This window comes from Pseudomonas sp. PME37.24/025 (assembly GCF_055556615.1).
Genome location: NZ_JBVHNK010000006.1, coordinates 59646 through 80600, shown reverse-complemented (window position 1 = coordinate 80600; position 20955 = coordinate 59646). Strand labels below are relative to the sequence as shown.

Here is a 20955-nt window from a genome sequence, read left to right as displayed (position 1 = left end):
GGAGAAACCCGCATCTGGCGAGCCCCTGCGAAGGGGTAACCCAAGTCGCAACCCCATCATTAACTGTCGCGTGACAGACCTTTTCGACCGCTCGCCAGCAGGCACTCGACGCTCGCGCCGGGTGCCTGTCCCCCACGACGAAAACCTTAGCCGGTATTTCGCAAACCGGCGGCAATCCCCGCCACAGACACCAGTAACGCCTGTTCTACCGGGCTGCCCTGGGCCACATCCTGTTGCCGCGAGCGTGCCAACAGTTCGGCCTGCAATAGATGCAGCGGGTCGAGATAAGTGTTGCGCAGGCGGATGAACTCAAGGGTAGCTGGGCTATGTGCCAGTAGCTGCGACTGACCGGTCAACCCCAGGACCACCGCACACGCCTGCGACAATAGGTCGCGTAAATGCGCACCCAAAGGAAGCAGTTCCGGCTCGACCAGGCGCTCATCGTAAGATTGGGCGATATCGGCGTCAGCCTTGGCCAGCACCATTTCCAGCATATCGATGCGGGTGCGGAAGAACGGCCACTGCTCGCGCATCTGTCCCAGCAACTCACCCTCGCCACGCTGCAGCGCCTTGCTCAATGCCGCTTCCCAGCCAAGCCAGGCCGGTAGCATCAGGCGCGTCTGGGTCCAGCCGAAGATCCACGGAATGGCGCGCAGGCTTTCAATCCCGCCAGCGCGGCGCTTGGCCGGGCGGCTGCCCAAAGGCAAACGCCCCAACTCCTGCTCCGGGGTGGACTGGCGAAAATACTCGACGAACTGCGGATTTTCCCGCACCACGGCGCGATAAGCCTTAACACCATCGGCGGCCAATTCGTCCATCAAATGGCGCCAGGCAGGCTCAGGCGGAGGCGGCGGGAGCAAGGTCGCTTCCAATACCGCCGCGAGGTACAGATTGAGGTTTTGCTCGGCGATGTCCGGCAGGCCGAATTTGAAACGAATCATTTCCCCCTGCTCGGTGGTGCGGAAACGCCCCGCCACCGAACCCGGCGGCTGCGACAGAATCGCCGCGTGCGCCGGACCACCGCCACGGCCCACGGTGCCACCGCGACCGTGGAACAACAGCAGTTCCACTTGTTGCTCGCGACAGATGTCGACCAAACGCTCCTGCGCCCGATACTGCGCCCAGGCCGCCGCGGTGGTGCCGGCGTCCTTGGCCGAGTCGGAATAACCGATCATCACTTCCTGCGGCCCTTGCAGGCGCGAGCGATAGCCCGGCAGCAGCAACAGTTTTTCGATCACCGGGCCAGCGTTATCGAGGTCGGCGAGGGTTTCGAACAGCGGCACCACGCGCATCGGCCGCAAAACACCGGACTCTTTAAGCAGCAATTGCACGGCCAGCACGTCGGAAGCGGCACCGGCCATGGAAATCACATACGAACCGAGGGAAGCCCCCGGTGCCGCAGCGATTTCCCGGCACGTCGCCAGCACTTCGGCGGTGTCGGCAGACGGCTTGAAGTACGCCGGCAGCAATGGCCGGCGATTGTTCAATTCGCGCATCAGGAAGGCGATGCGCTCCTCTTCGCTCCAGTCCTCATAACGGCCCAGGCCGAGGTAATCGGTGATTTCGGTCATGGCCGCCGTGTGGCGAGATGAGTCCTGTCGCACATCGAGGCGCACCAGAAACAGCCCGAACGTCACCGCACGGCGCAGGCAATCGAGCAACGGGCCGTCGGCGATGACGCCCATGCCGCATTCATGCAGCGAGTGGTAGCACAGCTCCAGCGGGTCCAGCAGGTCGCGATTGTTTTGCAGCACATCGGCCGATGCGGGCGTGGTTGCCGTCAGGGATGCGTGGGCCCAGTTACGGGTCGCACGCAAGCGTTCACGCAACTGTTTGAGTACTGCGCGGTAAGGCTCGGCGCTGTCGCCGGCCTTGGCTTTCAGCTCGTCACTGGCCTGCTGCATCGACAACTCGGCGGCGAGGTGATCAACATCGCGCAGGTACAAATCGGCGGCCATCCAGCGCGCCAGCAGCAACACTTCGCGGGTCACGGCGGCGGTGACGTTGGGGTTGCCGTCGCGGTCGCCGCCCATCCATGAGGCAAAGCGAATCGGCGCGGCCTCCAGTGGCAGGTGCAGGCCGGTGGCGGCATGCAGAGCCTGATCGGCCTTGCGCAAATAATTGGGAATCGCCTGCCACAGCGAATGCTCGATCACCGCGAAGCCCCACTTGGCTTCGTCCACTGGCGTGGGGCGGGTGCGGCGGATTTCTTCGGTGTGCCAGGCTTCGGCGATCAGGCGCTGTAACTTCGTCTTGATCTGCTCGCGCTCGGCGCTGGTCAGGTCACGGTGGTCCTGGGCGGCCAGTTGCGCGGCGATCGCATCGTACTTCTGAATCAGCGTGCGACGCGCCACTTCGGTGGGGTGCGCCGTCAATACCAGCTCGATTTCCAGCCGCCCCAATTGCCGCGCCAGGGACTCGGCATCATGGCCCGCAGTCAGCAGGCGAGTGAGCAGTTCCGGCAACACCCGGGCCTCGAACGGCGCGGGTTGTGATTCTTCACGGCGATGAATCAGCTGATATTGCTCGGCGATATTGGCCAGGTTGAGGAACTGGTTGAACGCTCGCGCCACCGGCAGCAACTCGTCTTCGCTCAACTGGTTGAGGCTGGCGCTGAGTTCGGCGTCCATCGAGCCGCGACGGTCGGCCTTGGCGCCTTTGCGGATCTGCTCGATCTTGTCGAGAAAGTCGTCCCCGTACTGCTCACGAATGGTGTTGCCCAACAGCTCACCCAACAGGTGAACGTCCTCGCGCAAGCGTGCATCAATATCGGTCATCAGCAGTTCTCCAGCGAAAATCCGGGCAGCTATGCTCAATGTGTAGGAGCCGCACCGCTGGCTCCTGCACCGGCATAGCTCTGTCATAGAGAGTGCCGTCGTAAAGCGCTTCTTACAAGCAGACGACGGGACTTCAACTGAAGCTAGTCCCAACAATAAGCTGTACAACGGCTTGCCGCCGGCCACCGCCGCACACTCAACCGGCCTGCCACGAGCAGGTGCGCCATGAGGTCATTATGAAAATCCGCGAACTCGCCAAGCACTGGGAAGAAAACGCCAAGGGTCGCCTGACCGACTCGGGCTACACGATTCGTCTGGACGTGGAGGCCGCCGCACGGCTGGCGGCGATTATCGAGATGTACCCCAAACGGCACCCCGAAGAACTGCTCGGCGAGTTGATCGGCGCCGCCCTGGAAGAACTCGAAGCGAGTTTTCCGTACGTGAAAGGCTCAACGGTGGTGGCCACTGACGAAGAAGGCGACCCGCTGTACGAAGACGTCGGTGCGACCCCGCGTTTTCTCGCCTTGTCCCGGCGTCATCTGCATGATTTGTCGGACGATAGCGACAAGCAAAAACACTGAATTTGCCGCCGAACGTGTGGGAGCGGGCTTGCTCGCGAAGAGGCCATATCAGTTGAAATAAACGCTGACTGACCTACCGCTTTCGCGGGCAAGCCCGCTCCCACACTGGCTTGCTATTCCTTCGCTAATTGCATGTTCCCGGGCCATGAAACGGTCGGGAATACCGCTGCACATCGTCAAAGTTCCCGCCCTAGAGCCTTACCCACGCGGACAGGATTTTTTCGGGCGATAGGCCATCTTCTCTGAACTTTTGAAAAACACCTTGGGTCAACCCAGTAACCACGCCTGGGACGGCCGTTTCAAAAAGCACTCTGGAAATTGTAGGTTGCGGCTCCTTGCCCAGGATGGATTCAGATGTTTTCAGGAGTTATCCAATGGAGTTGAAGACCATGAAGACCAGCACTGCCCCATCCTCGTTCACCCATCTGCGCGGTCTCAAACTGGCTGCCCTGGCCATCGGCAGCAGCTTCGTTCTGGCCGGTTGCGCTGGTAACCCGCCGAGCGAGCAATACGCCGTGACCCAATCTGCCGTGAACAGCGCCGTCAGCGCCGGCGGTACCGAATTCGCCGCGGTGGAAATGAAGGCCGCTCAGGACAAGCTCAAACAAGCCGAAATCGCCATGCACGACAAGAAGTATGACCAAGCCAGAATGCTGGCCGAGCAAGCCGAGTGGGACGCCCGCGTCGCCGAGCGCAAGGCCCAGGCGATGAAAGCCGAACAAGCTGTGAAGGACTCCCAGAAAGGTGTTCAGGAACTGCGTCAGGAAAGTCAGCGCCCCGTGCAGTAAGCGCGCATCCCGATTTTCAGACCTGAAACTCTTATCGATAGAAAGGACGAACCATTATGCGCAAACAATTGATGATCCCCGCCCTCCTGGCCGCAAGTGTTGCACTGGCTGCCTGCTCCACACCGCCCAACGCGAACCTGGAGCAAGCCCGTACCAACTACGCCGGCCTGCAAGCCAACCCGCAAGCCAGCAAAGTCGCGGCGCTGGAAACCAAAGACGCCAGCGAATACCTGGACAAGGCCGACAAGGCTTACCTGGACAGGGAAGACCAGGCCAAGGTCGACCAACTGGCTTATCTGACCAATCAGCGTGTAGAAGTGGCCAAGCAGACCATCGCCCTGCGCACCGCTGAAAACAACCTGAAAAATGCCGCGGCACAACGGGCCCAGGCTCGTCTGGATGCCCGCGACCAGCAGATCAAACAGCTGCAGGACAGCCTGAACGCCAAACAGACCGATCGCGGCACGCTGGTGACGTTTGGCGATGTGCTGTTCGCCACCAACAAGGCGGACCTGAAGTCCAACGGCTTGGTGAACATCAACAAACTGGCGCAGTTCCTCCAGGAAAACCCGGACCGTAAAGTGATCGTCGAAGGCTACACCGACAGTACTGGCTCGGCGTTGTACAACCAGTCGCTGTCCGAGCGTCGTGCGACCTCGGTGCAAGTGGCCCTGATCAAGATGGGTGTCGACCCTGCGCGCATCGTGGTCCAGGGTTATGGCAAGGAATACCCGGTGGCGGAGAACTCCAGTGTTTCGGGCCGCGCAATGAATCGTCGGGTGGAAGTGACCATTTCCAATGACAACCAGCCGGTCGTCCCGCGTTCGGCAATCAGCGCCAAGTAAGCTGGCCACGCTGAAACTTAAAAGCCCCGCCTGAATTGATCAGGCGGGGCTTTTAATTGGCTGAACACTCGACCTGTGGGCAAACACCCTGTGGCGAGGGGGCTTGCCCCCGTTGGGGCGCGTAGCGGCCCTAAAACCCGCATTCGCGTTTTGTCAGGTATATCTGGTGGGATGGTCTCACGACTGCTTCGCAGCCGAACGGGGGCAAGCCCCCTCGCCACAAGGGTTCATCGTTGCCGATGGATGCGAGACTTATTGCTCGAGTTTTTGCGGGGTTTCCTGGCCCATGCAGCGCACGGCTTTTTTCTTGCCGTTGATCAACACGCCGGTCAGGCCTTTCTGTTCGGTGTCGAACAGCACCAGCACGCCATCGATGCACTGGGCCACTTGTGGGGCCGGTTCCAGGGAGACCTTGTAGTCTTCGCCCGGCACGGTCTTGAGCATGGTGAAGTCGCTGAGCAGCAAGGCATCTTCGGGTTTGGCGAAGTGCAGGTAGCCGTACCACCACAGGGCGCCAACGGTGCCGAGGATGCTGCAAATACCGGTGATGATCAGCGGGATAGCGTTACGTTCTTCACTCATTGCGGACTCTCTGGTGGTTCATCTTCAGAATTCGGGGGTGCCGGGTAATTCGGGATCTCACCCAGGCGGCGCAGACCGTTGAAATGCTGTGGGTCTTCGAGGTAACGCAGCATGACCTTTTGCCAGACCGGGTCGGCGAAGGTTTGCACATGACCGCCCCGGGTCAGTTGCAGCACTCGCGGCGGCGGCGCAGCTTGATACAGTCGGATGCCGTTGGAAAGGGGCACCAGCTGATCATCGATGCTGTGATAAATCAGTTTCGGTACGCCGTTAAGCTGTTTCATGGAATGGATCGCGCTGTCGCCGTCCGGCACCAACCAGGACAACGGCACCTGGAACGGCCAGGTCATCCACGACGTGCTCAGAGCAAAACGGCCGACATCGCGGTAACTGGCAGGCACGCCATCGAGCACAAACGCCTTGAGTTGCCGCTGGCGCTCGGGATGTTGGGCCAGGAAATGCACGGCCATCGAACCGCCAAGGCTCTGACCGAGAAGGATCAACGGCTTGCCCTTGACCTCCGGGGCCTGGTCGAGCCATTTGAACGCGGCATCGATGTCCTGATAGATCGCCGGCAACGCGGGTTTACCTTCGGACCAACCGTACCCGCGATAGTCCACCAGCAACACCTGATAGCCCTGCTCCGGCAACCACCAGCTCCCACCCAAATGCCACGCCAGGTTGCCGCCGTTGCCGTGCAAATGCAGCACCGTGCCTTTGACCTCGACACCTTTTTTCGCCGGCAGCCACCAGCCATGCAGCTTGAGGCCGTCGGCGGTGATCAGGGTGACGTCGCGGAATTCGAGTTTGGCTTTTCCCGGGGTGAACGGCTGGCCGGGCTCGGGGTAGAACAGCAGAGAGTCGCAACCGCCGAGGGCCAGGAGCAGGCAAAAGATGCCGAGGATTCTCATCCGGTGAAGCCTCGCGAAAAATGGGTTGGAACACGATCCTGTGATAAATGATTTACCTGTGGGAGCGGGCTTGCCCGCGATGGCGACTTAACATTCAACATTAATGGTGAATGTGACATCGCTATCGCGGGCAAGCCCGCTCCCACAAGGGGATTCGTTGCTCACAAAATATTGGAATAATCCGCTTCGATCCGGTCCAGGCTCAGGTGGTTGAGGAAGTTGGAGAAGCACATCCAGGCCGACAGCGCGTTCATGTCACGGAATTGGTCGGGCAGGTACTTGGGCGGCACCACCAAGCCTTCGTCCACCAATTGGCGCAAGGTCCGCATGTCTTCCAGCGTGGTTTTGCCGCAAAACAATAGCGGTATCTGCTCCAATTTGCCTTTACGCACGGCCAACTGAATGTAGTTGTAAACCATGATAAAGCCCTTGAGGTAGGACAAGTCTTTGGTAAATGGCAGACCGGTCGGCACCGAGCCACGGAAAACCCGACTGGCGTTGCCGTAGCTTTCGGCCATTTCGAAGCCTTGCTCACAGAAGAAATCGTAGATCTGCAAGAAGTCCGCGCCCTCCTCCACCATATGAATGGCACGGGTGCGGTTAGTCAGTTTGCGCAGGCGGCTCGGATAAGAGGCGAAGGTGATGATTTCCATCAGGATCGCCAGGCCTTCCTGGGTCACGGTGGACGACGGCGGGCCTTTGGACAGGAAGGTACAGATCGGCTGATTCAGGCCATTGAGCGTGGTGCCCACATGCACCAGCCCTTCGTGGACTTCCAGCGCACGCACGTCGCGGTCGTTGAACATCGCGTCGGCGCGGATCTTGATGTAGTCAGCGCCGGCCGCCGCATCGGCGACGATCCCGTCGGATTCGAATACCCGAATGGTTTCCTCGGCCTCGCCAAACACCTTGTTCAACCGATGCTGCAGCAGGTCGACGGCCTCCTTGGCGGTAAGGACTTTCGGTTCGTCCTTGAGGTCGCCACGGCCATCGATGTTGTTCAGGTAATCGGAGAGCATCAGGCCCAGATCGGCCAGGGTCGGGTCGCCGGCGTGAAACGCATCGGACGCCGCGCCATACAACTCCTGGGAAATCAGCCCGAAATCCTCGGTGCCGCGCGCTTCGAGCATGCGCACCACCATCCGGTATTCCTTGCACATGCGGCGCATGATCTGGCCGACCGGGTTGAACTGGCCGAGCTGGCGGGTGATGTCGCGCTCGATATTCTGGAATTCCAGCTTCACTTTGCTGGAATCAAATGCCAGCGGTCGATTGAGGTAATAGTCGCGGTCCACGGCCGGCATTTCCTTGCCCTTGCCTTTGAAGAACCCCTTGCGAATGCTGTCGTCCCACTTGACCGCATCCAGAACGCGAATCGGCGTCTGCGCCAGCACTATGCGATCGGACAAAATGCGTATCGTCTGCTGGTAATCGTCCACCCGAAACTCCTGTAGAAAAACCGTTTACGTGCTGGGTTTATTTGGCTTTGGCCAGGCGCTGGTAGCGCACCGCTTCGACGAAAACATCGGAATTGGCCGGGTCATCGAGGTAGGCGAACACCTGATCCAGGCTGTTGTTGATCAACACCCCGTCGCCGTCATCGGTCCGGAAGCCTTGGCCACTGAGGGCTTCTTGGCCCATGGCCTGTTTAATCTGCTCGAGGTCGAGGTTATAGACCACCAGTTCGTGCTTATCGTTGAGCTCGAAACCAGTGATGGTGAAGTTCCCGCCGAACTGCGCTGGCACTTTCGCCGACAGGTACCAACGATTGCCATGGCGCGACACGGTGAACGGATAGGCTTCACGCTCATGGGGCTTGGCCTTGAAGTAGCTGATCGCCTGATAGCGATTGTCGCCGATGCGCGTCAGTTCCAGGTTCATCGGCTCGCCCCAGGCATTGGTGCTGGTCCATTTGCCGAGCAGCCCTTTGGGCGCGGGCTCGCTGGCGGGCAGCGGCTCCTTGAAGGTCACCAGACAGCCACTGAGCAGCAGGATCGACAAGGCGATCACAATGACGCGCCAGGCTTTCATTCAACACTCCCTATCGACACATCGCGACCTTAAACCGACACCGGCCCCTGTGGGAGCGAGCTTCTGTGGCGAGGGGGCTTGTCGGAACGCCGCATCGCCCCGTTGGGTCGCGAAGCGGCCCCAAAAGCTTTGCGACTGCTTCGCAGCCGAACGGGGGCAAGCCCCCTCGCCACAGATCTCCCACAGGGTGAAGCACCTGCCGGGGTTACACCGACGCCAGCACCAAATGCATGTAGCGGTTGAGGATGCCGAGCATTTCCTCTGCGGCAACAGGCTCGGCGTCGTTGAGCAGGCCCTGATATTCCATCCGTCCGATAATCGCAGTCAACACTTTGGCATCCTGTTGTGGCTCACGGGAACCCAATACTTCAAAAAGTTGGCAGGTGCCCTGCAGGAGAATTTGCTGATGGGAGCGCACCAACAACGCCAGACGCGGGTTGAGCAACGCTTCCTGGCGGAAGGCTTGTTCGGCCATCAAGTGCTCGCGGCGATTGATCAATTGCCGATGAACATAGTCAGCCATCAGCCGTGCGATATCGTCCGCCAGCTGTGAGCGGGACTCGGGGGTGCCATCGCCACTGACCACCATCTCGCGCAACAGGCCTTCGTTGCTGGCCCATAACCGGGCCATGAACGCCGCGCTACGCTCCACGTATTGGGCGAAGGTATCGGTGAGCAGGTCATCAATGTCCTTGAAATAGTACGTAGTGGCCGACAGCGGCACACCCGCTTCAGCGGCTACTGCACGGTGTCGCACGGCCCGCACTCCATCGCGCACGACAATGCGCATCGCCGCGTCAAGAATGTCCTGTCGACGCTGTTCACTGCCCTGTCGGCTGGCTTTGCGGCCCTGGTACTGAACACTTTCAGCGACCGCAGTGGCGATACCCGCTGCACCTTCTTGAGCAATTGCACGATTCACGACAGATATTCCTCTCTAAACGTCAAAAGTAACCAATTGATACGTTTGTACCAGACAGGCAATAAAAAGCCGCCTGTTATAGGCGGCTTTTTAATTGAAACACTTACGCTTGTGGCCGCATGTGCGGGAACAGGATCACGTCCCGGATCGACGGTGAGTTGGTCAGCAACATCACCAGACGGTCGATGCCGATCCCTTCACCGGCAGTCGGCGGCATGCCGTACTCCAGCGCGCGAACGAAGTCGGCGTCGTAGTGCATGGCTTCGTCGTCACCAGCGTCCTTGTCGGCCACCTGCGCCATGAAGCGCTCAGCCTGGTCTTCCGCGTCGTTCAACTCGGAGTAGGCATTGGCGATTTCGCGGCCGCCGATAAACAGTTCAAAACGGTCGGTGACGTTCGGGTTCTCGTCGTTACGACGGGCCAGCGGCGACACTTCGAACGGGTACTGGGTGATGAAGTGCGGCTGCTCCAGCTTGTGCTCGACCAGCTCTTCGAAAATCATTACCTGCAGTTTGCCCAGACCTTCAAAGCCCAGCACCTTGGCGCCGGCCTTCTTGGCGATGGTGCGGGCCTTGTCGATGTCAGTCAGGTCGTCAGCGGTCAGCTCAGGGTTGTACTTGAGGATCGAATCAAACACCGACAGACGCACGAACGGCTCGCCGAAGTGGAACACCTTGTCGCCGTAAGGCACGTCGGTGCTGCCCAGAACCAGCTGAGCCAGTTCGCGGAACAGCTCTTCGGTCAGGTCCATGTTGTCTTCGTAGTCGGCGTAAGCCTGGTAGAACTCCAACATGGTGAACTCAGGGTTGTGACGCGTCGAAACGCCTTCGTTACGGAAGTTGCGGTTGATCTCGAACACTTTCTCGAAACCGCCGACTACCAAGCGCTTGAGGTACAGCTCAGGCGCGATACGCAGGAACATTTCCATGTCCAGCGCGTTGTGGTGAGTCTCGAACGGCTTGGCCGCCGCGCCGCCTGGAATGGTCTGCAGCATCGGCGTTTCCACTTCCAGGAAGTCACGCTTCATCAGGAAGCTGCGGATGTGCGCAATCACTTGCGAGCGAACGCGGAAGGTCTGGCGCACATCTTCGTTGACGATCAGGTCAACGTAACGCTGACGGTAGCGCTGCTCGGTGTCGGTCAGGCCGTGGTGCTTGTCCGGCAGCGGGCGCAGCGACTTGGTCAGCAGGCGCACGCTGGTCATTTCGACGTACAGGTCGCCTTTGCCGGAACGCGCCAGGGTGCCTTCAGCGGCAATGATGTCGCCCATGTCCCAGGTTTTCACCGCGGCCAGGGTGTCTTCGGACAGGGTTTTACGGTTGACGTAAACCTGAATCCGCCCGGTCATGTCCTGAATCACCATGAACGAGCCACGGTTGAGCATGATGCGACCCGCCACCTTGACCGGGATCGCAGCCTCTGCCAGCTCTTCCTTGGTCTTGTCCGCGTACTGTTTCTGCAAATCTTCGCAGTAATTGTCGCGGCGGAAGTCGTTGGGGAAGGCATTGCCCTTGGCGCGCTCGGCAGCAAGCTTTTCCTTGCGCAGGGCGATCAGGGAGTTTTCTTCCTGTTGCAGGGCTTGCGGGTCGAGTTGTAGGTCGCTCATGTCTTTAAATATTCCATCAGGTTCGTTGCCCCCAGCCTGCGGCTGGGGATCGCGGGCAAGCCCGCTCCCACAGGGATCGCGCCGAGTCAGCGGGTCCCGTATTGCATGACTTACAGCCCTTGTTTCAGGCTGGCCACCAGGTATTCGTCGATGTCGCCGTCGAGCACCTTGTCGCAGTCGCTGCGTTCGATGTTGGTACGCAGATCCTTGATCCGCGAGGCATCGAGCACGTACGAACGGATCTGGTGACCCCAGCCGATATCCGACTTGGTGTCTTCCAGGGCCTGGGAAGCGGCGTTGCGCTTCTGCACTTCCTGCTCATACAAACGCGCCCGCAACATTTTCATCGCGGTGTCTTTGTTCGCATGCTGGGAACGTTCGTTCTGGCAGCTGACCACGGTATTGGTCGGTACGTGGGTAATCCGTACGGCCGAGTCGGTGGTGTTAACGTGCTGACCACCGGCACCGGAGGAGCGGTAGGTGTCGATGCGCAGGTCCGACGGGTTGATGTCGATTTCGATGTTGTCATCAATTTCCGGCGACACGAACACGGCCGAGAACGAGGTGTGACGACGGTTGCCAGAGTCGAACGGGCTCTTGCGCACCAGACGGTGCACGCCGATTTCGGTACGCAACCAGCCAAAGGCGTATTCGCCCTTGATGTGCACGGTAGCGCCTTTGATACCGGCGACTTCACCGGCCGACAGCTCCATGATGGTCGCGTCGAAACCGCGTTTGTCGGCCCAGCGCAGGTACATGCGCAGCAGGATGTTGGCCCAGTCCTGAGCCTCGGTACCGCCGGAGCCGGCCTGGATGTCCAGGTAGGCGTTGTTGGCGTCCATCTCACCGCTGAACATGCGACGGAATTCAAGTTTTTCCAGGGACTCGCGCAGACGCTCGACTTCGGCAGCGACGTCATCGACGGCGGCCTGGTCTTCTTCTTCGGCGGACATCAGCAGCAGGTCTTTGGCATCGGCCAGGCCGCTGTGCATTTCGTCGAGGGTTTCGACGATCTGAGCCAGCAGCGACCGCTCGCGGCCCAGCTCCTGAGCGTACGACGGGTTGTTCCAGACAGACGGATCTTCAAGCTCGCGATTGACTTCAGTCAGACGCTCATGCTTTTGATCGTAGTCAAAGATACCCCCGAATAGTTTCGGAGCGCTCGGACAGGTCCTTGATACTATTAAGGATCGGGTTGATTTCCATGGCGGGCAGCACTCGTTGGCGAACTTTTGAAAGCCGGCGAGTATACCGTAATCAGGCTGTCAAGGCAGCCCGCCTGGCGGCTTTAGCGGCGAATGAACCTGATGGTTCATTCAATCCCCACCTGATTACGCCCATTGTTCTTCGCCAGATACAGCCCCTTGTCCGCCGCCAAGATCAATTGCCGACAATCGCTGCCCGGCTGCGGGGTCATGGTCGACAGGCCGATGCTGATGGTCAGGCTCGAACCTTCGATCGGGAAAATGTGCGGGATCTTCAACCCGGCCACGGTCTGGCGCAGTTTTTCCGCCACCAGCCGCGCACCACCCGGCGAGGTGTTGGGCAGGACCAGGACGAACTCTTCGCCGCCGTAACGGGCCGGCAAGTCCGAAGGTCTGGAGCTGGCGTCGCGAATCGCCGTGGCGACTTTGCGCAGCGCCTCATCGCCTTCAAGGTGACCAAAGCTGTCGTTGTAGGACTTGAAGTAATCGACATCGATCATCAGCAACGACAGTTGGGTCTGGTCCCGCAGCGAGCGCCGCCACTCCAGCTCCAGGTATTCGTCGAAATGCCGGCGGTTCGACAGTCCGGTCAGGCCATCGGAGTTCATCAAGCGTTGCAGCACCAGGTTGGTGTCGAGCAACTGCTGCTGGCTGACCCGCAGCGCGCGGTACGCCGCGTCACGCTGCAGCAGGGTCATGTAGGAGCGCGAGTGATAGCGGATGCGCGCCACCAGTTCGATGTTGTCCGGCAGCTTGACCAGGTAATCATTGGCGCCGGCGGCAAACGCCGCGCTCTTGATCAGTGGATCTTCCTTGGTCGACAGGACAATGATCGGAATGTCCTTGGTCGCCGGGTGATTACGGTATTCGCGCACCAGGCTCAGGCCGTCGAGGCCGGGCATGACCAGATCCTGAAGGATCACCGTCGGCTTGATGCGAATCGCCTGGGCGATGGCCTGGTGCGGGTCGGCGCAGAAATGGAAGTCGATGTTTTCTTCGTTCGACAAACCACGCCGCACTGCCTCGCCGATCATCGCCTGATCGTCCACCAACAGCACCATGGCGGCGTTTTCATCGGTTTTGAAGTCGTCGAGCTGTAAGTCATTCATGTGCGGTCACCTGAGTACTGCTTTGGCCACGATTGCTGCTAATGATAGTCATTTTGAGAAGATCTCCAGCAATCGTGGCGCTATCTTGTCCAGTGGGCGAACTTCCACAGCCGCGTTAATGGCCGCAGCCGCCTTCGGCATGCCGTACACCGCACTGCTTTGTTGATCCTGGGCGATGGTCAGGTAGCCCTGCTGGCGCATGAGTTTAAGCCCCTGCGCGCCGTCGCGCCCCATACCGGTCAGCAGAACGCCCACGGCGTCACCGCTCCAGTAACTGGCCACACTCTCGAAAAACACATCGATCGAAGGCCGATAGATTTCATTGACCGGTTCGGCGGTATAGGCCAGCGTGCCGTTTTTCAGCAAGCGAATATGATGGTTGGTCCCGGCCAGCAGGACCGTGCCGCTTTGCGGCGGTTCGCCTTCCTGGGCCAGGCGCACGTTCAGGCCACTGGCACTGGCCAGCCATTCGGCCATGCCGGCGGCGAACACTTGATCCACATGCTGGACCAGCACGATGGCCGCCGAAAAATCCCGTGGCAGGCCCTTGAGCAGCACTTCCAGCGCCGCCGGGCCACCGGCGGATGAACCGATGGCCACCAAACGCTGGCGCGAGGACGAGTGGCGGTGCGAGCTCGGCGCCGATCGCACCCGATTGCTATGGTCGCCGATCAGCCAGCCAATGTTCATGATCTTGCGCAGCAGCGGTGCGGCGGCTTCCTGGGGATTGCCGGCCCCGATAGCCGGGGTATCGACCACATCCAGCGCGCCGTAGCCCATGGCTTCGAACACCCGATGCACGTTCTGCTCGCGGTCGACAGTGACAATGACAATCGCGCACGGGGTCTCGGCCATGATTCGCCGGGTCGCTTCCACACCGTCCATCAACGGCATGATCAAATCCATCAGGATCAGATCCGGGGTGTATTCAGTGCAACGTTGCACCGCCTCGGCCCCATTGCCGGCGACCCAGACCACCTCGTGCGCCGGTTCGAACGCCAAAGCGCGGCGCAAAGCCTCTACCGCCATGGGCATATCATTGACGATAGCGATTTTCATGCCCGCGCGCCTCCAATGAGCTCAACCACTGCATCCAGCAAAGCGTCATCATGAAAACTCGCTTTGGCTAGATAATAGTCGGCTCCGGCGTCCAGTCCACGGCGGCGGTCTTCTTCGCGGTCCTTGTAGGACACCACCATCACCGGCAGGGATTGCAGGCGACTGTCGCGACGCAATAAAGACACCAGCTCGATGCCATCCATGCGCGGCATGTCGATGTCGGTGATCAGCAGATCGAAATCCTCCGAACGCAGGGCGTTCCAGCCATCCATACCGTCCACGGCCACGGCGACGTCGTAACCGCGATTGAGCAGTAATTTGCGCTGCAACTCACGAACAGTCAGCGAGTCGTCCACCACCAGAATCCGTTTACGCGCCGCTTCGACGGCCTGATTGGCATGCCGGGCAATGCGCTCCAGACGCCCGGTATTGAGCAGTTTGTCCACCGAACGCAGCATGTCTTCGACGTCGACGATCAGCACCACCGAGCCGTCGTCGAGCAAGGCTCCGGCGGAAATGTCCTGCACCTTGCCCAGGCGCTCGTCCAGCGGCAGCACCACCAGCGTTCGCTCGCCGATAAACCGCTCGACCGCTACCCCGTAGATCGCCTCGCGCTCGCGGATGACCACAACTTTGAGGGTTTGCGTGCTGTTCTGGCTCGCCGGGCGATGCAACAGCTGACTGGCGGCGACCAGCCCGACATGCCGGCCTTCGTGCCAGAAGTGCTGCCGGCCTTCGACCTGCACGATGTCCGCAGGCTCCAGGTCGCACATGCGCTCGATGTGCGCCAGCGGGAAGGCATACGCCTCGTCACCGACTTCCACCACCAGGCTGCGCACCACCGACAGGGTCAGCGGCACTTCGAGATGAAAGCGGCTGCCCGCGCCCGCCGTCTGCTCCAGTACTACGGCGCCGCGCAATTGGCGAACCATGTGCTGAACCGCATCCAGGCCAACGCCGCGTCCGGAAACTTCAGTAACGGAGTCGCGCAGGCTGAAACCCGGCAGAAACAGGAACGTCAGCAGCTCCTCTTCGCTCAACTGAGCGGCGGTCTCGGCTGGGGATAACTGCCGCTCGACGATGTTGCGGCGCAGCTTTTCCAGGTCGACGCCATTGCCATCATCGCTGAGCTCCAACACCAGTAGACCGGCTTGATGGGACGCGCGCAGACGGATCAGGCCTTCCTCCGGCTTACCGGCCAGTAGCCGTTGTTCCCGGGTTTCGATGCCGTGATCCACCGCATTGCGCAGCAGGTGCGTCAGCGGCGCTTCGAGTTTTTCCAGAACGTCGCGATCGACTTGAGTCTTGTCGCCCTCGATCTCCAGCCGCACCTGCTTACCGAGGCTGCGGCCGAGATCGCGGACCATGCGCACTTGCCCGCTCAGCACATCGGCGAATGGCCGCATGCGACAGGCCAGCGCCGTGTCATACAACACCTGCGCCCGCTGGCTGGCGTGCCAGGCGAACTCATCCAGTTCGGCGTTCTTTTCCACCAGCAATTGCTGGGACTCCGCCAGTAACCGACGGGCATCGCCCAAGGCTTCCTGGGCTTCGAGGCTCAAGGCATGGTCCTTGAGATGGACGTTGAGGTTTTCCAGCGCCCGCAAGCCGTTGCTCTGCATGCGTTTAAGGCGCTGCATGGTGGCCAGGTGCGGCTTGAGCCGCTGGGTTTCCACCAGGGATTTACTCGACAGGTCGAGCAGGCTGTTCAAGCGCTCGGCCGTGACGCGCAATACGCGTTCGCCATTTTCGGTGGTGCGTTTAGTCGTGGGCGCTGGCTCGGCGGGTGCTGCCGGGGGAGCTTCGGTGGTGGCCGGCATGGGCGGCTCAACCTTGGGCGTCGGCGGTTCCAGCTGAAGTTCTGCCATCGGCGGCGTCATGGGGGCCGTGGCCGCCATGTGATCAAGCAACCGTCCCATCAAGACGACGTAAGCGTCGATATCCGCAGGCGCCGGAGCGTTGCCCGGCGTCGCAATCCGCATCAGCAGATCGGTGCCTTGCAACAGTGCATCGATGTGTTCGGGCCGCAGGTACAGGCGCCCTTCCTGGGCGCTGACCAGGTAATCTTCCATCACATGGGCAACGCTGACCCCGGCATCGACACCGACAATCCGCGCCGCGCCTTTGAGCGAATGGGCCGCGCGCATGCACGACTCAAGGTAATCGGCCTGGGTCGGATCACGCTCAAGCGCCAAAAGGCCTGCGCTCAGCACCAGGGTCTGGGCCTCGGCTTCCAGGCTGAACAGTTCCAGCAAAGAGGCGTCACGCATTTGCTCGGGGGTCATGTGAGGCTCCGGGTCACGGCGGACAGCAGCTGTTCTTCATCCAGCCAACGCAGGCTGCGACCTTTGAATTGCAAAACGCCACGGGTGTATTTGGCGCTGGCCTGGGTGCCGGACTGAGACGCCGCATCGAGAATGTGCTCGTCGATGGCATGAATCCCGTCGACCTCGTCCACCGGCACCACCACTGGCCCGCCGTGAGCGGCAATGATCAGCATCCGCGGCATCACCCGCGCGCCGGACGCCACGCCACTGGTGGCGTCGAGCCCCAGCAGTTCCACCAGCGACAGGCACGCCACCAAGGCACCGCGCACATTCGCCACGCCGAGCAACGCTCGGGAGCGCTGATGCGGCAAGGAGTGAATCGCCTGCAGCGGCGCCACTTCGACCAGGCTGCGAGTGGCCAGGCCCAACCATTCTTCGCCGAGGCGAAACATCAGCAGCGAGCGGGTTTTCACATCGCTCCCGGCCACTGTGGAAACTTGCTCGCGGTCGTCCTGCTGCAACGCATAGCGGTCGAGCAAGCGCGTGGCGGCAGCCGAATACACCGCACAGTTGCGGCAATGAATGTGCTCGCTCAGCAGCGGGCAGGACTTGTCGCCGTGAATACCGATGCGGTTCCAGCAGTCATCGATGGCCTGGGCATCTTCATGGGTGACGCTCAAGGTGTCGGCGGCGTTCATCGTTTACGCTCACTGTCAGCGGCGCGCTCGCTGCGGGCGGCGCGGGCCTGTAATCGTCTGGCACCGGCCGTGTCGCCCTGGGACTGCAGCAAGGCCGCCAGGTGCATCAATGCGTCGGGATGTTGTGGTTCGAGGTACAGCGCCTTGCGATAAAAACCCTGAGCCTCGAGAGCGCTGCCGGCGACATCGCTGAGCAGCCCCAGCCAATAGAACACCTGCGCTACCGGCTCGTGACTGCGCAAATAACTGTCGCACGCGGCGCGGGCCTCGGCGCTTTTGCCTTCATTGGCCAGCGCGGCGATGTTCGCCAGCAGCGTGGCGGCGTCCGAAGGAATGGATTTCGAAGGGTTGGCGGCGATCTGAGGCATCGGCACGACCGTCGCGAAAGGCCGACTGCGTACTGGTGGCGGTGTCACGCTGCGCACCGGTTGTTGCACCGGAAGCGCCAGCGGCGTCGGCACGAAGGTTGCCAGCGGTTCCGGCGCACTTTGACGACTGAAGGCAAATGACTGCGGGATACCAATCGAGCGCATGCCGAACCGCCCCAGCAGACTGCCCTCCGCCGGGCCGATAAACAGCACGCCGTCGACGTGGGTCAGGCGCTTGAGCACTTCGAACACTTGCTGTTGGGTCGTCTGATCGAAATAGATCAGCAAATTGCGGCAGAACACGAAGTCATAAGGTGGCTCACTGGCCAGCAAGGCCGGATCCAGCAGATTGCCGACTTGTAAACGCACCTGCTCAAGCACGCGCCCGCTGAGGCGATAGTTGTCGTTTTCAGCCGTGAAATGCCGCTCGCGAAAGTCGATATCCTGGCCACGAAACGAGTTTTTGCCGTACAGCGCGAGCCTGGCTTTTTCCACCGACAGCGGACTGACATCCATGCCGTCAACCTTGAACTGGTGCGGCGCCAGCCCGGCATCGAGCAATGCCATGGCGATGGAGTACGGTTCTTCGCCGGTGGAACACGGCAGACTGAGAATCCGCAGGGCGCGCATGTTATTGATCGCCACCAGCCGCTTGGCCGCCAGTTTCGCCAGCGTGGCAAAGGATTCCGGGTAACGGAAAAACCAGGTCTCGGGGACGATCACCGCTTCGATCAACGCCTGTTGTTCGTCACGCGAGCCCAGCAGAGTGTGCCAATACTCATCGGCCGTCAGCGCCCGAGCCGCCGTGCAGCGCTGACGCACCGCGCGTTCGATGATCGCGGGGCCGACCGAGCCAACATCGAGGCCGATGCGTTCTTTGAGGAAATCGAAAAATCTTTGATCGCTGCTCATCCCTGCTCCTCAAACTGCGCCAGGTCCAACGGCGGCGAGGGAAACAACAAGGCGCGGACCTGTTCGTCCAGCAAATCGGCAACCCGCACCCATTGCAGTAAACCCTGGGCATCTTCGCGCACCGGGCCCAGATATGGCGCCTGGCGATTGTCCAGGCCATAAGGCTGAAAGTCTGCCGGGTTGCAGCGCAACGTGTCGGTGGCCTGTTCCAGAATCAGCCCGAGCAATTGCCCAGGCGTCGCCTCATCCGGCCGATAGTGCACCAGCACCAGACGCGTGCTGGTGCGAGCCTGGGCCGGTTGGCCGAACGTCAGGGCGCTGAGGTCGATCACCGGCACCACCGCGCCGCGATAGGCGAACACCCCCGCCACCCAGTCCGGCGCTCGGGGAATGGGTTTCATCGGCAGTTGCGGCAGCACTTCGGCCACTTCGATGGCCTGCAAGGCGTAACGCTCGTTGCCGATGCGGAACACCAGAAACAACGATTGTTTCACCGGCATCACCGCGCCGCGTTTGACCGCGAGTTCACTCATCAGACTTTGAATCGCGAAACGCCGCCACGCAGCCCCACGGCCACCTGGCTCAGTTCATCGATGGCGAAACTGGCCTGACGCAGAGACTCGACGGTCTGGCTGCTGGCATCGCCCAACTGCACCAACGCGTGGTTGATCTGCTCGGCGCCAGTAGCCGGGGCCTGCATGCCTTCGTTGACCATCAATACCCGTGGTGCCAGCGCCTGAACCTGATGGATGATCTGCGACAACTGCTCGCCCACCGACTGCACCTCGGACATGCCACGACGCACTTCTTCGGAAAACTTGTCCATGCCCATGACCCCGGCCGACACCGCCGACTGGATCTCGCGCACCATCTGCTCGATGTCGTAGGTGGCCACTGCTGTCTGATCCGCCAGACGCCGCACTTCGGTGGCAACCACGGCAAACCCGCGACCATATTCACCAGCCTTCTCGGCTTCGATCGCGGCGTTCAGGGACAACAGGTTGGTCTGGTCGGCGACTTTGACGATGGTCACCACCACCTGATTGATGTTGCCAGCCTTCTCGTTGAGGATCGCCAGTTTGGCGTTCACCAGATCCGCTGCGCCCATCACTGAGTGCATGGTGTCTTCCATGCGCGCCAGGCCTTGCTGACCAGAACCGGCCAGCACCGAGGCCTGATCGGCGGCGGTGGAGACTTCGGTCATGGTGCGCACCAGGTCCCGCGAGGTGGCGGCAATTTCTCGCGATGTCGCACCGATTTCGGTGGTGGTGGCCGCGGTTTCGGTGGCGGTGGCCTGCTGCTGCTTGGATGTCGCGGCGATTTCCGTGACCGACGTGGTGACCTGCACCGAGGAGCGCTGGGCCTGGGACACCAGCGAGGTGAGCTCGGTCATCATGTCATTGAAGCCGGTTTCCACCGCGCCGAACTCATCCTTGCGATCCAGATCCAGGCGACTGCTGAGATCGCCGGTGCGCATGACTTCGAGGATATCCACGATACGATTCATCGGTGCCATGATCGCGCGCATCAGCAGCAGGCCACAGAGGCCGGCGACGATAATCGCCACCAGCAAAGAGACGCCCATGCTGATTTTTGCGGCCGTCACCGCATCACTGATGGCCAGCGTGGATTGTTCAGCCAGGGCGTGATTATTTTCAAGAAGGCCGTTCAACTGCTTGCGCCCATTGACCCAGGCCGACGTGAGCTTTTGCTCCAGGGCAAGACGCGCTGCCTCGTACTCTTTGCGCTGATAGAGGTCGAGGACATTGGTCATTTCTTGATTGTAGAGCTGATGACGCGCTTCGAACTCGTCGAAGAGGGCCTGATCGTCCGGTGTGAAAATGGTCTTGCGATAGTTGGCCATCTGCTCGTCCAAGCGCTCTTCGAAGCTCTTGTACATGGCTTGGTCGGCGGCGGTCATTTCGCGATGGCCGGAAAGGCCGACAATCTGCTGGGTGAGGTTAAAACTGTCGACCCAGGCACCGCGGATCATCGAACTGAAATACACCCCGGGAACCGCATCGGTGCGAACCCTGTCCGCGCCAGCGTCAATCTTCATCAGCCGGGAAAAAGACACCACGACCATCAACAGCATGATCGCGATAATCACCGCAAAGCTCGCCAAAATGCGTTGGCGCAACGTCCAGTTCTTCACAGTCAGTCCTCGGTGCGGGGTCAAATTGCGGGGGAGTATAGCCGAGGGCGGTGTTTCATTTATCAGACGCTGAGCTCCGCTTCTCATTCGGCCTGCGAAAGGCCGGGATTCGGCAGAAACGGACCGTGAATCGGTCATT

General features: G+C 60.7%; 18 protein-coding genes. 3 read left to right on the top strand and 15 right to left on the bottom strand.

The window, feature by feature from the left end; all coding sequences use genetic code 11:
• Positions 1-146: 146 nt before the first annotated feature.
• On the bottom strand, positions 147-2777 hold the full coding sequence (gene ppc / locus ACZ3HH_RS12430; protein WP_465804950.1) for a phosphoenolpyruvate carboxylase: 2631 nt from the start codon (positions 2775-2777) through the stop codon (positions 147-149).
• A 236-nt stretch (positions 2778-3013) separates the two neighbouring features.
• Here ppc and ACZ3HH_RS12425 point away from each other — a divergent pair, with 236 nt between their 5' ends.
• The 3 genes from ACZ3HH_RS12425 (at position 3014) to lptF (ending at position 4991) form a co-directional block, all read left to right on the top strand.
• Entirely contained in the window at positions 3014-3358 is a 345-nt protein-coding gene (locus tag ACZ3HH_RS12425) for a pilin assembly protein (protein WP_465804948.1), read from the top strand.
• Between the two features lie 374 nt (positions 3359-3732).
• Positions 3733-4146, top strand: coding sequence for a DUF4398 domain-containing protein (locus tag ACZ3HH_RS12420; protein WP_465804946.1), 414 nt, complete (start codon positions 3733-3735; stop codon positions 4144-4146).
• Between the two features lie 56 nt (positions 4147-4202).
• Positions 4203-4991 (top strand): lipotoxin F family OmpA-related lipoprotein LptF, encoded by a 789-nt coding sequence (gene lptF / locus ACZ3HH_RS12415; RefSeq protein ID WP_465804944.1) that lies wholly within the window; start codon positions 4203-4205, stop codon positions 4989-4991.
• Positions 4992-5243: 252 nt separating this feature from the next.
• Here lptF and ACZ3HH_RS12410 read toward each other — a convergent pair whose 3' ends face one another.
• The 14 genes from ACZ3HH_RS12410 to ACZ3HH_RS12345 form a co-directional block, all read right to left on the bottom strand.
• Positions 5244-5573, bottom strand: coding sequence for a hypothetical protein (locus ACZ3HH_RS12410; RefSeq protein ID WP_367374316.1), 330 nt, complete (start codon positions 5571-5573; stop codon positions 5244-5246).
• The gene (locus ACZ3HH_RS12405; RefSeq protein ID WP_465804942.1) at positions 5570-6484 is read right to left on the bottom strand and encodes an alpha/beta hydrolase; all 915 of its coding nucleotides are present in this window, start codon (positions 6482-6484) and stop codon (positions 5570-5572) included. The genes ACZ3HH_RS12410 and ACZ3HH_RS12405 overlap by 4 nt, the downstream gene beginning before the upstream one ends.
• Positions 6485-6645: 161 nt before the next feature.
• On the bottom strand, positions 6646-7923 hold the full coding sequence (locus ACZ3HH_RS12400; protein ID WP_465804940.1) for a flavohemoglobin expression-modulating QEGLA motif protein: 1278 nt from the start codon (positions 7921-7923) through the stop codon (positions 6646-6648).
• 37 nt (positions 7924-7960) lie between these two features.
• Positions 7961-8515 carry a hypothetical protein gene (locus ACZ3HH_RS12395; RefSeq protein ID WP_465804938.1) on the bottom strand — a complete coding sequence of 185 codons (555 nt, stop codon included), beginning with the start codon at positions 8513-8515 and terminating at the stop codon, positions 7961-7963.
• Positions 8516-8720: 205 nt separating this feature from the next.
• Positions 8721-9437 carry a TetR/AcrR family transcriptional regulator gene (locus ACZ3HH_RS12390; RefSeq protein WP_465804936.1) on the bottom strand — a complete coding sequence of 239 codons (717 nt, stop codon included), beginning with the start codon at positions 9435-9437 and terminating at the stop codon, positions 8721-8723.
• Between the two features lie 103 nt (positions 9438-9540).
• Positions 9541-11043 carry a lysine--tRNA ligase gene (gene lysS / locus ACZ3HH_RS12385; RefSeq protein ID WP_123719880.1) on the bottom strand — a complete coding sequence of 501 codons (1503 nt, stop codon included), beginning with the start codon at positions 11041-11043 and terminating at the stop codon, positions 9541-9543.
• A 110-nt stretch (positions 11044-11153) separates the two neighbouring features.
• A protein-coding gene (prfB, locus tag ACZ3HH_RS12380) for a peptide chain release factor 2 (protein WP_095920368.1) occupies positions 11154-12249 on the bottom strand; the annotation gives its coding sequence in 2 pieces (ribosomal slippage) (positions 11154-12176 and positions 12178-12249; 1095 coding nt in all).
• A 106-nt stretch (positions 12250-12355) separates the two neighbouring features.
• Positions 12356-13357, bottom strand: a complete 1002-nt coding sequence (locus ACZ3HH_RS12375) for a diguanylate cyclase domain-containing protein (RefSeq protein ID WP_465804933.1) — start codon at positions 13355-13357, stop codon at positions 12356-12358.
• Between the two features lie 48 nt (positions 13358-13405).
• Positions 13406-14416 (bottom strand): chemotaxis-specific protein-glutamate methyltransferase CheB, encoded by a 1011-nt coding sequence (gene cheB, locus ACZ3HH_RS12370; protein WP_465804931.1) that lies wholly within the window; start codon positions 14414-14416, stop codon positions 13406-13408.
• On the bottom strand, positions 14413-16701 hold the full coding sequence (locus ACZ3HH_RS12365) for a response regulator (protein ID WP_465804929.1): 2289 nt from the start codon (positions 16699-16701) through the stop codon (positions 14413-14415). Before ACZ3HH_RS12365 ends, cheB begins: the two co-directional genes overlap by 4 nt.
• Positions 16698-17381 (bottom strand): chemotaxis protein CheW, encoded by a 684-nt coding sequence (locus ACZ3HH_RS12360; RefSeq protein ID WP_465804927.1) that lies wholly within the window; start codon positions 17379-17381, stop codon positions 16698-16700. Before ACZ3HH_RS12360 ends, ACZ3HH_RS12365 begins: the two co-directional genes overlap by 4 nt.
• Positions 17378-18661, bottom strand: a complete 1284-nt coding sequence (locus ACZ3HH_RS12355) for a CheR family methyltransferase (RefSeq protein ID WP_465804925.1) — start codon at positions 18659-18661, stop codon at positions 17378-17380. Before ACZ3HH_RS12355 ends, ACZ3HH_RS12360 begins: the two co-directional genes overlap by 4 nt.
• Positions 18658-19194 (bottom strand): chemotaxis protein CheW, encoded by a 537-nt coding sequence (locus tag ACZ3HH_RS12350; protein ID WP_465804923.1) that lies wholly within the window; start codon positions 19192-19194, stop codon positions 18658-18660. The genes ACZ3HH_RS12355 and ACZ3HH_RS12350 overlap by 4 nt, the downstream gene beginning before the upstream one ends.
• Positions 19194-20816, bottom strand: coding sequence for a methyl-accepting chemotaxis protein (locus ACZ3HH_RS12345; RefSeq protein WP_465804921.1), 1623 nt, complete (start codon positions 20814-20816; stop codon positions 19194-19196). The genes ACZ3HH_RS12350 and ACZ3HH_RS12345 overlap by 1 nt, the downstream gene beginning before the upstream one ends.
• Positions 20817-20955 lie beyond the last annotated feature (139 nt).

Coding starts and splice junctions, on each gene's coding strand:
- ppc (WP_465804950.1), bottom strand. CDS start 2,777: ATGACCGATATTGATGCACGCTTGCGCGAGGACGTTCACCTGTTGGGT.
- ACZ3HH_RS12425 (WP_465804948.1), top strand. CDS start 3,014: ATGAAAATCCGCGAACTCGCCAAGCACTGGGAAGAAAACGCCAAGGGT.
- ACZ3HH_RS12420 (WP_465804946.1), top strand. CDS start 3,733: ATGGAGTTGAAGACCATGAAGACCAGCACTGCCCCATCCTCGTTCACC.
- lptF (WP_465804944.1), top strand. CDS start 4,203: ATGCGCAAACAATTGATGATCCCCGCCCTCCTGGCCGCAAGTGTTGCA.
- ACZ3HH_RS12410 (WP_367374316.1), bottom strand. CDS start 5,573: ATGAGTGAAGAACGTAACGCTATCCCGCTGATCATCACCGGTATTTGC.
- ACZ3HH_RS12405 (WP_465804942.1), bottom strand. CDS start 6,484: ATGAGAATCCTCGGCATCTTTTGCCTGCTCCTGGCCCTCGGCGGTTGC.
- ACZ3HH_RS12395 (WP_465804938.1), bottom strand. CDS start 8,515: ATGAAAGCCTGGCGCGTCATTGTGATCGCCTTGTCGATCCTGCTGCTC.
- lysS (WP_123719880.1), bottom strand. CDS start 11,043: ATGAGCGACCTACAACTCGACCCGCAAGCCCTGCAACAGGAAGAAAAC.
- ACZ3HH_RS12375 (WP_465804933.1), bottom strand. CDS start 13,357: ATGAATGACTTACAGCTCGACGACTTCAAAACCGATGAAAACGCCGCC.
- cheB (WP_465804931.1), bottom strand. CDS start 14,416: ATGAAAATCGCTATCGTCAATGATATGCCCATGGCGGTAGAGGCTTTG.
- ACZ3HH_RS12365 (WP_465804929.1), bottom strand. CDS start 16,701: ATGACCCCCGAGCAAATGCGTGACGCCTCTTTGCTGGAACTGTTCAGC.
- ACZ3HH_RS12360 (WP_465804927.1), bottom strand. CDS start 17,381: ATGAACGCCGCCGACACCTTGAGCGTCACCCATGAAGATGCCCAGGCC.
- ACZ3HH_RS12355 (WP_465804925.1), bottom strand. CDS start 18,661: ATGAGCAGCGATCAAAGATTTTTCGATTTCCTCAAAGAACGCATCGGC.
- ACZ3HH_RS12350 (WP_465804923.1), bottom strand. CDS start 19,194: ATGAGTGAACTCGCGGTCAAACGCGGCGCGGTGATGCCGGTGAAACAA.